The 9,574-nt window shown below is 34.2% G+C and carries 11 protein-coding genes; 5 read left to right on the forward strand and 6 right to left on the reverse strand.

Features of this window, described 5'->3' with window-relative positions; translation table 11 throughout:
* Positions 1-182 precede the first annotated feature (182 nt).
* A complete protein-coding gene (locus tag EAE90_RS03165; RefSeq protein WP_214052232.1) occupies positions 183-752 on the reverse strand; it encodes an AidA/PixA family protein in 570 nt (189 codons plus the stop codon).
* Positions 753-1,245: 493 nt separating this feature from the next.
* Between EAE90_RS03165 and EAE90_RS03170 the strand changes: the two genes are divergently transcribed.
* The 4 genes from EAE90_RS03170 to EAE90_RS03185 all read left to right on the forward strand — a co-directional run bounded on the left by EAE90_RS03170 (position 1,246) and on the right by EAE90_RS03185 (position 5,403).
* Entirely contained in the window at positions 1,246-1,974 is a 729-nt protein-coding gene (locus EAE90_RS03170; RefSeq protein ID WP_214052233.1) for a LuxR family transcriptional regulator, read from the forward strand.
* Positions 1,975-2,338: 364 nt separating this feature from the next.
* Positions 2,339-3,913 (forward strand): maltose/glucose-specific PTS transporter subunit IIBC, encoded by a 1,575-nt coding sequence (gene malX / locus EAE90_RS03175; RefSeq protein ID WP_214052234.1) that lies wholly within the window; start codon positions 2,339-2,341, stop codon positions 3,911-3,913.
* Positions 3,914-3,924: 11 nt separating this feature from the next.
* Positions 3,925-5,097: a MalY/PatB family protein gene (locus EAE90_RS03180; RefSeq protein ID WP_214052235.1), complete on the forward strand. Its 1,173-nt coding sequence runs from the start codon at positions 3,925-3,927 to the stop codon at positions 5,095-5,097.
* Positions 5,098-5,214: 117 nt separating this feature from the next.
* Positions 5,215-5,403 carry a DUF7706 family protein gene (locus tag EAE90_RS03185; RefSeq protein WP_214052236.1) on the forward strand — a complete coding sequence of 63 codons (189 nt, stop codon included), beginning with the start codon at positions 5,215-5,217 and terminating at the stop codon, positions 5,401-5,403.
* 221 nt (positions 5,404-5,624) lie between these two features.
* Here EAE90_RS03185 and EAE90_RS24210 read toward each other — a convergent pair whose 3' ends face one another.
* From EAE90_RS24210 to EAE90_RS03205, 5 genes are all read right to left on the reverse strand, one after another.
* Positions 5,625-5,756, reverse strand: a complete 132-nt coding sequence (locus EAE90_RS24210) for a hypothetical protein (protein WP_281422299.1) — start codon at positions 5,754-5,756, stop codon at positions 5,625-5,627.
* Positions 5,757-5,814: 58 nt separating this feature from the next.
* Entirely contained in the window at positions 5,815-6,183 is a 369-nt protein-coding gene (locus EAE90_RS03190; protein WP_214052237.1) for a hypothetical protein, read from the reverse strand.
* 813 nt (positions 6,184-6,996) lie between these two features.
* A complete protein-coding gene (locus EAE90_RS03195) occupies positions 6,997-7,251 on the reverse strand; it encodes a hypothetical protein (protein ID WP_246550280.1) in 255 nt (84 codons plus the stop codon).
* 300 nt (positions 7,252-7,551) lie between these two features.
* Complete coding sequence (locus EAE90_RS23620; protein WP_246550282.1) at positions 7,552-7,803, reverse strand: hypothetical protein; 252 nt, start codon at positions 7,801-7,803, stop codon at positions 7,552-7,554.
* A 498-nt stretch (positions 7,804-8,301) separates the two neighbouring features.
* On the reverse strand, positions 8,302-8,490 hold the full coding sequence (locus EAE90_RS03205) for a hypothetical protein (RefSeq protein WP_214052238.1): 189 nt from the start codon (positions 8,488-8,490) through the stop codon (positions 8,302-8,304).
* A 499-nt stretch (positions 8,491-8,989) separates the two neighbouring features.
* Between EAE90_RS03205 and EAE90_RS24615 the strand changes: the two genes are divergently transcribed.
* Positions 8,990-9,100 (forward strand): hypothetical protein, encoded by a 111-nt coding sequence (locus EAE90_RS24615; RefSeq protein WP_422615974.1) that lies wholly within the window; start codon positions 8,990-8,992, stop codon positions 9,098-9,100.
* Positions 9,101-9,574: the final 474 nt, after the last annotated feature.

Below are 9,574 nucleotides of genomic sequence, written 5' to 3' on the forward strand. Positions count from 1 at the left end.
AAAATTAAAAACACTGGAAAACTATTTCAATAATTTTCCAGTAGAAAATGACAGTATATACCCTATGGATTTCAAGATGCTTCGCGACAGCAAGGGAGCGAATCCCCGGGAGCATAGGTAACTATGTGACCGAGAGCAGCCAACCAAGAGGCAACTTGAAAGATAACCGGGTATACAAGTATTTAGCTATTAGTTACTTCAACATATGGATCGTATCGAAAATATCCTAAGAGATTTCTACCGTCATAAGCGGCAAACCACCATGTATATTGTTCGGTGCCTCTATTCATAGCTATCGCTTGAAAATAACTATCGTTAAGTTCAATAAAATCTAGTTTAGGTGCGTCCTCATTAGCATTTACTCCTGAAGGAATTACTGGAACTTCTTTGCCCCCAGGGCGCTGTGACCATATTTGTGATGGGACAGATATGATATCGTGGCCTGAGCTTAGTTTCTGGAATTTATATAATACAATAGAGTAGTCGAAATTATTAGATACAGTTGTCGCCCTCCATCTAATATTTGAACTAATGGGTACAGCTATATTGGCGCCAGATGAGGAAGTCACTTTCAGTCCATCCTTTGGAGTATAGGTGGCTATATATACTCCAGAGTTGATTGTTGTTGGATGGAGGGGGTCCATAGATATTGCAGGATGTCCTTGCATAACGGATTGACGAATTTTCTCAACATCAATAACAAAGGTGACATCAGCTGTAACAGTGTTGCCAGATAAAATAGTATTATTCATTATATCTCCTCTTTATATGTTAAATTTAATTATTTGGACTTTGTTATTCTCTAATGATCTTTCGGGTTAATGATTAACTATTAAGGTTGAAACAGCTACTAGTATAAATCATAGTATATATGGAAAAATTACTCATATATTTATTAGGTATTGCTTCATGTAGTTCAATATTTTAGTTAACTTACTTTTTAAAAGAATAAAATATAAAAGCTTTATATTAAAATATTAGATAATAATTTATGTTGTCTTGAGGGAGGTTTAAAATTCTTAATGTGGTTATAATATTTTTTTTATATATATTACTTTACCTGATTATTAAAATTTAAATCCTATTGATATAATTTCTTTTGTTTACGAAAAATACATTGTGGCTTATCAAATCTTGCTTATGTATAACAGTAAATAATTATTTTCTTTATTAAGTGTAAATTTTGCTACTATAATAAATATCAGGATTCACTATCAATATTCTTAATTTTCAAGAGGACATTGAATGAATATTAATCGACCATATACCTTACCCTATAATTTTCATAAATTAGACGTAGATACACATTTTGTGGCTGAAATTTGTGAGCTTATTAACAAAATTTCGGGGTTTAGTTTATTCTCTCTTTTATTAAAGGCGCGCTTTCCTATCTCTAACCGAGAAGTGTATTTCTTTAATAATTATCATGAATCTTGGCGGGACCTTTATATAGAAAAAAAGTATTGGATGATTGATCCCGTTCTAAATTTCCGACCTGTGCCACCTTCGTTTTCAAAAATATGGGATTTAGATTTCTTTTCCAAATCTAATGGTCAAGAGCTTTGGTATGTGAATCAGAAATATGGATTTCGCTCTGGGATCACGTTTGGTCTTCCTGCATTTTCAGGAACTTATGGAGTATTTTCTGTTGCAGGAAAAGAGGGGCCTATTGATAACGAGACAATGTATAAATGTAGTGGAGAAATTTTAGGAGTATATATTAGGATAATAAGATACTTAACATCACACACAAAATATTTACAATCGTTCTATATCGACAATACTTCATTTTCACATAGAGAACTAGAAGTATTAAGATATACCGCAGATGGGATGACATCAAGTGAAATTGCATCAACCATTTGTGTCACTAAAAGTACAGTTGATTTTCACCTAATGAATATTGTCAAAAAACTGGATTGTAAGAATAAATTCCAGGCAATAGCTAAAGCAGCATTACTTGGCTATATATAACTAATATCAATTTGCAATTATCAAATGATTATATTTTTTACCTTCGTACCTTTATTGGTGCCGTTGTAAATAGGAGTCGGAGAGATTTTCCTGATAAGATGACAATGATATTTATTCAAAATATAAAATCAAGCTCAACCAAATGCACTTTTTCTTTGGCAGAATTGTAATATTAGGGTTCTGCCTGCTCTTTGTTTAAGATATGAGTGATTTAAAGGATAGTAATAATTGTTTGAGTAGTTTTTGGTATTCCTACCAAACCAATAATCCTCCTTTAAAATATTTATCAATAGTGAACTATTTCACCAGGTAATTCATGGTGCTATTTATTAAATAGCATCTAATAATATCCACTGGAGTCATTATGCTCACTCAGAAGAAACAGAAAATTACGCTATGGGAATTCTTCCAGAGCCTTGGTAAAACATTTATGTTGCCCGTGGCGTTACTATCATTTTGTGGAATTATGCTTGGAATTGGCAGTTCTCTCAGTAGCCGAGAGGTTATCACACTACTGCCGATGTTAGATCACACAGCTTTTCGGTTGTTATTTGCCTGGATGAGTAAAATTGGCTCCTTGGCTTTCAGTTTCCTGCCTGTTATGTTCGCGATTGCTATCCCGCTAGGTATGGCACGTGAAAATAAAGGTGTGGCAGCTTTTGCTGGTTTTGTAGGTTTTACGGTATTTAATCTGGGGATCAATTTTTATTTAACAACCACAGGTATCTTGCCGACGACAGATCCGACGATATTGAAAGCCAATAACATCCAAAATATTCTTGGCATTCAATCCATTGATACTGGTATTTTGGGGGCAGTTATAGTTGGCATTATTGTTTATCTACTTCATGAGCGTTGTAATACCATCCGATTACCTGATGCATTCGCCTTTTTTGGCGGAGTACGTTTTGTTTCGATCATAACGACATTAATTTTAGGGTTGATTGGTTTGCTGGTGCCATTAATCTGGCCTTGGTTTGCGATGAGTATTATAAGGTTAGGTAAATTAATTAATGATGCAGGTATTTTTGGGCCAATGGTTTTTGGGGCGGGTGAGCGTTTGTTATTACCGTTTGGTTTACACCATATTCTGGTCGCTCTGATCCGATTTACCGAAGCCGGTGGCACAATGGATATTTGTGGTCATTCTGTCAGTGGCGCACTGACTATTTTCCAGGCGCAACTTTCATGTCTGGAAACAAATAATTTTTCAGGAAGCGCAACCCAGTTTCTATCACAAGGAAAAATGCCGACATTCTTGGGAGGATTACCCGGTGCTGCCCTTGCTATGTATCATTGCGCGGAACCAGAAAATCGCCATAGAATTAAAGGATTACTAATTTCAGGAATTATCGCTTGTATGATTGGCGGTACGACTGAACCGATTGAATTCCTGTTTCTGTTTGCAGCTCCTGTATTGTATCTGGTCCACGCTTTACTGACAGGTCTTGGATTTACTGTTATGGCAGTGTTTGGTGTAACTATTGGTAATACTGACGGTAATATTATTGACTTCGTTGTGTTTGGTATTTTGCATGGCTTACAAACTAAATGGTATTTAGTACCTGTTGTTGCGGTGATTTGGTTTGTTATCTATTACATTATTTTCCGGTTTGCTATCATCAGATTTAATATCAAAACACCGGGACGTGAAATTAACAATAATCACAAAGTGAATAGACCTCCAGTGGTCACGAATAAATCGGATTATGATATTCCGGCAATGCTTGCTGCTTTAGGGGGTAAAGATAATATCGTTTCACTGGATAATTGCATTACTCGTCTTCGTTTATCTGTTAAAAACATATCCTTGGTTGATAATGAAAAATTGAAGAACTTACGGATACTGGGGATTATTTATCTCAATCAACATAATTTACAAATTGTTATCGGGCCGCAAGTACAATCAGTAAAAGATGAACTTGATGCATTAATTTAAGGAAGAAAACAATGTTTGATTTTAACACTTTGGTTAACCGCCGTGGTACTTGGTGTACCCAATGGGACTATGTTGGAGATCGTTTTGGTGCCGATGATCTTCTCCCTTTCACCATCTCTGATATGGATTTTGCTACTGCTCCCTGTGTGATTCAGGCGTTACAGAACCGTTTGAATCATGGCGTATTTGGTTACAGTCGTTGGCAGCATGAAGAATTTCTTGGTGCTATTCGTCATTGGTACCAGCAACGTTTTAATTGTGAAATTAATACAAATTGGGCGGTTTATGGTCCTTCTGTGATTTACATGGTGTCGCAATTAATCCGTATTTGGTCTAAACCTAGTGAAAATATCGTTGTTCACACCCCTGCTTATGATGGTTTTTATAAAGTTATTCAGGGGAACAAGCGGCAGCTGCTTCCTTGCCCACTTGAGAAACAAGGTAATAACTGGATGTGTGATATGAATCAACTTGAAACTTTGCTATCGCAACCAGAAACCAAAATATTATTGCTGTGCAACCCACACAACCCAACAGGCAAAGTCTGGAGTCATTCTGAACTGAAAACGATGTCTGAGCTGTGTGAGCGTTATAATGTTAACGTTATCAGCGATGAAATTCATATGGATATGACCTTGGGAGATATAAAACATATTCCCTGGAGTGAAGTTGCCACGACGCATTGGGCGTTAATGACCTCAGCATCCAAGTCATTTAATATTCCTGCGCTTACCGGTGCATATGGTTTTATTAATGATGATCATAGCCGTGCAGCATATTCTCATCAACTCACGCAGTGTGATGGATTATCTTCTCCTGCTATTTTAGCGATATCAGCCTATATTGCAGCTTACCGGGAAGGACATATCTGGCTTAATGAACTGCGCAATTACTTGAGTGATAACTTGAATTATGTGTCACAGGAACTGAATACGGCATTTCCACAATTGAATTGGCAGCCACCCCAGGCAACTTATTTGGCTTGGATAGACCTGCGTAATCTTAATATTGATGATGATAAATTGCAGCAGATACTTATTCATGAAGAGAAAATCGCCATTATGCCGGGTAAAATTTATGGTGAAGCAGGTAAGGGATTTCTTCGTTTTAACGCAGGATGTCCCCGTAGTAAAGTTGAATTGGGAATTCAAAAATTGATCTCAGCATTGAGAAAACTTTGCTGAAAATAGTTAATACTGGCAGATAAACTATTGTGATTATATTTTCAGTCAGCCGATAATTTAATGAAAACCGGGACAGTTAGCCACACTGACGATATATCTTAAAGGGAAGAGCATGAGATGACGATAGCGATTGAACATGTGCAGGACATTCAATTAACCCACATTGAAGCGTTGGCTAAACTGGTTAAGCGGCTGAACCGCGTGGAGATACGTAGTGCCGTGAATGACGAGGAAGCGTATCAGATTAAGGATGCGATCTCTAAGCTTCAATCCGCTCTGGCTTACTTAGGGTATTTACCAAGATAGATCATAAGAAGGCCGGAAGATCTTGAAAGATCTTTACGGCCTGTTTTTATAGTTGTGATTAGTCAGTTAATTCAAAGAACCATTCAATAAAGAAATTGAAGTCTTTCCATTGTGGCTTTAATTTCCCATCAGAAAAATCTTTCATTGCTTGTCCTAAACTCAATTCTAATATTTCACCCGTTTTCCTATTATAAAAAAACCATATTCTCCCTCGAAACTATCTAAAGGAATATATTCCTGCTGCTGCCGTTGTGGCTGGTGAGCACCAGCATACTGACATCCCGCCAGTCGTGGGGCATGCTGATGTTGCTGACGTTAAAGTGAAAAGGGATTAAAGTATTTTCCTGAGTCATAGTCTTTTCCTGCTAAAAAATTAAGATAGAAAAAAGAAACTTATTTAATATGAAATCATTACTGGGTGTTCCATTTTCCGACTTCTGATAAAAGCAACTTATTCCCTTGAGTGATTTCTAATATCCCGTCGAGATATACTGTATATGTCGTACCACGATTAATGAATTCATAACCATATAAGTTACAGGTTCCTGTCTGACAGTTTTTATTTAATGTTTTCCCTTTAAGTGTCAGCGTGGCGCTATCCTTTTTTCTTACTCCAGTATACATAACATCATCACAGGTGACTTCACCTTCGAGGCAAAGAACATTAATAGTGATAATGAATTTTTCTGTTTCCAATGACGAAGTATAAGACGCAAACGATGTATAAGAATGGGAAATAGAAATAACCCCAATAAGGATAGAAAATATTTTTTTTACCATTTTTCATAGACTCCATTATTAAATATTTTTAACTCAGATGCTCGTCGATTTATTAAGCCTTGATTGACCTTGCCCTGTGATTTGTTCCATACTTTCCAGGCATCATCAATGCTGGAGACTGTAATTTTAATCGTTGTTTTTACCTCTTTTAGTACCTGTTTTTTATAGAGCTTAACCATCATTGGCTATTGTATTTTACCTTTAACGTACACTAATCGTACTTGCTTTTTATCTTTACTGATGCTGTTTTTCGGTTTTTTCTTTTTTTCATCATTATCATATCGTTTACGAATGAGGTTTATTGGAAAATCGCAGGAACTTCCGGCAATGTGCTATGTTTATATAGTCTTATCGTACACGCTTAACTTGTACTCTTCTTCACTTATAACAATAATCCTCATTGGGTTCAGCAATAAAATACGCACATCGAACGTTTTATTTAATGCGTAATAGCTAGATAAAAAGATTTGTAAATCAACAATATTAAACAAAAACATCACTATTCCTTAAAAAAATAGAGAGTAATTATAGTCTTCACCAATATGTGTTTTAGAGCTTATATACGAGTACACCTCCTTCTCTTTTGTTGGGATATTTAACTTGCATTCTGGTGTTTATTTTTATTTCAAAATATTGCTACATATTTCCTGATGCCATTGAAACTCTTTTTCATTAGATAAAGATATAAATATATTTTCAACTCCATGAATTTTATCAATATTGATTTATTTACTCTTAAATGGATAAAGTGCTTCTCTAAATATTGCCTGAGATATATCTTTATCCATTTTATTTATGCTTATTTATTGGTCGTCATTGATTTTTTTGTGACAAATTTTTCGTTGTCAATATTTTTATTGCTGCACTTCCAAAGCAATCAATATCAATTAATTTATCAAGAAAACTATTAATGGAATAACTACTAGCATATTGTAGAGGTTCATTTTCTTCGTAAGAGAATTTAATGTACATAATAAGTTTTTTCAATGCATTAATTTCAGTCTGTGTAATAGTTATAGTTTTATCTTTATCTTTATCTTTATCTTTATCTTCTATATGCTCAGTCACAACATTATTCTCTATTCTTCAAAAGAATAGGGTTGAAAATAACTCATGTCTTTTTATCTTTTTTATACCGCACGGTATAACTTCTTTTTTAAATATAGAAAGTATTTCTTCTAATTTAGCGTTTTGATTAAAATAAATATCGATAAATGATTATTGTATTTAACATGTCATTACATTCGACATTTACTTCATTTAGAAATTTATCGTATTCTATGTTATCAACTAACCCTTGTTTCTTTCTTATAAGATATAGTTTTCTTTTTCTAATATTTTCTTTAACTTGATCCTGGGTAGATATTTTTATTCTGTCAAGGATATCCTTTTCTGCTTTTTATAATCCTCATGAAGATAAAACTCGGATGCCAGATCAGAGAAAAAATCACTCCAAACCATATAGTTACCTGGTATGTCTTGAGCGAAAAGAAGCTTTAATGCCATATCTTTATTATCAATAATTTCATATTCATTAAATTCTTCGATAGAACCGAATAAAAAATCCGAACTTTTAAAGAATTCAACAGGTTCCATATAAAAATTTATTATCTCACTCATATTAAATTATCCTAAAATTTTACTCCAGAGATCAAAGATGCTTTGTCTTACTTTTTAAATTACGTCTTTCCCCTGAATATTAGTGTTATACATATCTTTGGATCTAATAATATGTCCATTCTGTATATCTTTTTTAGCTATAATTTTGTATGTGAGTCACTTGTTTCGATATGGTATTAATTGATTGATGTAGATTTATTTTATCCAGAGCATTGTATCAGTATATCCGTGATTACCTTTATGCCTTGCCATTGCACTAACCCGTCGGCGTGGCATGGGTATTCACCACGGTGAGAAAGAAACCAGCCGGAAGCGATTCCGGCTTTTTGTTGTTTCAGAAAGAAAATAGAATAAAATATCTAAAATATAGCTTATGTATGTATTTACTATGAATTTTATATTTTTCTATATTATTATTTTGTTTGTCTTATTATTTATTTTATATTTTTGTGATTTTAAGTTATATATTTAATATATAAGACCAACTCTGTTGGTGAATTATTTCAAGCCAATATAAAGCTTTTTTTGTAATACTTCATTGAATTCTATAATAGTAGAAATATAATCTATAGCTTCAAAAGACTCCGCCATTTCCATAATTTCTTTCATCATGTCAGTATATTCACTTTCGTCATCCAAATAATTTAAAATTATTGGCAAATACTTCTTATCTTTTGACTCGGCCATTTTCTATAAGGTATTGGGAAATATACGAATACTTTAAGGGGAATCCATGCTTGATGATTTTTCAAGACTTTCGATTAAATTCATTTTATCCTCTATTTTTTGGACGCTTAGATGGTTTTTTAAATACATCTAGAAATGTTTATTTATTTAGTCTGATAATTTACCTTAAATCTTGTTTAATTTTTTTAGTATAAAATCCTTGATCTCTATATATTTTTCTAGCATCCATGATATCTTTGGCTAATGTTTCTTTTGGTATTTCATGAAGGAAAGGTCTTCTTGAGTAAAATCTGGTTAATGGATGCCTTCCTTTATTAGATGGATATATGTTCCATTTGTATTGCAATGGATTTACTTTTAGAAATTCCAAACTTCTTCTTCATATATTCAGCTTAAGGCATGTGGTGACAATAGCCATTGAACATTTGCAGGACATTCAGTTAACTCACATTGAAGCGCTGGCCTTGGCCCACTGGTTAAGCGGCTGCACTGGGCGGAGATACGCGCCTGTGTAGTGAATGACGAGGAAGCGTATCAGATTAAGGATGCGATCGGTAAGGCTCCAGTCGGCCCTGGATTATTGTGGGTATGCGCCACGGTAGATCAATAAGAACATCGGAAGATCTGGTGATTGTGAACTGCCTTTCTAAATTTGGTCATTAAATGTTGAATCTAGTTTTTGAGGGAAGTTCATTTATAATTTTATTAACTATTCTTCAAAAGAATAGGATTAAAAATAACTAATGTCTTTTTATCTTTTTTTATACCGCACGGTATAACTTCTTTTTTAAATATAGAAAGTATTTCTTCTAATTTAGCGTTTTGATTAAAATAAATATCGATAAATGCTTATCATGTTTAACATGTAATTACATTCGTCATTTACTTCATTTAGAAAGTTATCGTATTCTAACCCGAATTCTGGATAAGAAATTGACATGAAGCCTGTTCCAGGAGCAATGTTTTGGTGCACGCCGAAACAGCTCCGGGGAGGAACAGGCTATGAACAAGTTAGTTGAAATTTTCTGCGATGTCGATGATTTTTGCCGCTTCTTTATTCCTCAATGGGAATTATTTTGTTTCG

The sequence above is a fragment of the Photorhabdus caribbeanensis genome (assembly GCF_018448885.1).
Taxonomy (GTDB): Bacteria; Pseudomonadota; Gammaproteobacteria; order Enterobacterales; family Enterobacteriaceae; genus Photorhabdus; species Photorhabdus caribbeanensis.

Excerpts from the sequence above, each read along its gene's own strand:
- EAE90_RS03185 (WP_214052236.1), top strand. The coding sequence starts at position 5,215 with ATGACGATAGCGATTGAACATGTGCAGGACATTCAATTAACCCACATT.
- EAE90_RS03190 (WP_214052237.1), bottom strand. The coding sequence starts at position 6,183 with ATGGTAAAAAAAATATTTTCTATCCTTATTGGGGTTATTTCTATTTCC.
- EAE90_RS03205 (WP_214052238.1), bottom strand. The coding sequence starts at position 8,490 with ATGGCCGAGTCAAAAGATAAGAAGTATTTGCCAATAATTTTAAATTAT.
- EAE90_RS24210 (WP_281422299.1), bottom strand. The coding sequence starts at position 5,756 with ATGACTCAGGAAAATACTTTAATCCCTTTTCACTTTAACGTCAGCAAC.
- malX (WP_214052234.1), top strand. The coding sequence starts at position 2,339 with ATGCTCACTCAGAAGAAACAGAAAATTACGCTATGGGAATTCTTCCAG.
- EAE90_RS03165 (WP_214052232.1), bottom strand. The coding sequence starts at position 752 with ATGAATAATACTATTTTATCTGGCAACACTGTTACAGCTGATGTCACC.
- EAE90_RS03180 (WP_214052235.1), top strand. The coding sequence starts at position 3,925 with ATGTTTGATTTTAACACTTTGGTTAACCGCCGTGGTACTTGGTGTACC.
- EAE90_RS03170 (WP_214052233.1), top strand. The coding sequence starts at position 1,246 with ATGAATATTAATCGACCATATACCTTACCCTATAATTTTCATAAATTA.
- EAE90_RS23620 (WP_246550282.1), bottom strand. The coding sequence starts at position 7,803 with ATGAGTGAGATAATAAATTTTTATATGGAACCTGTTGAATTCTTTAAA.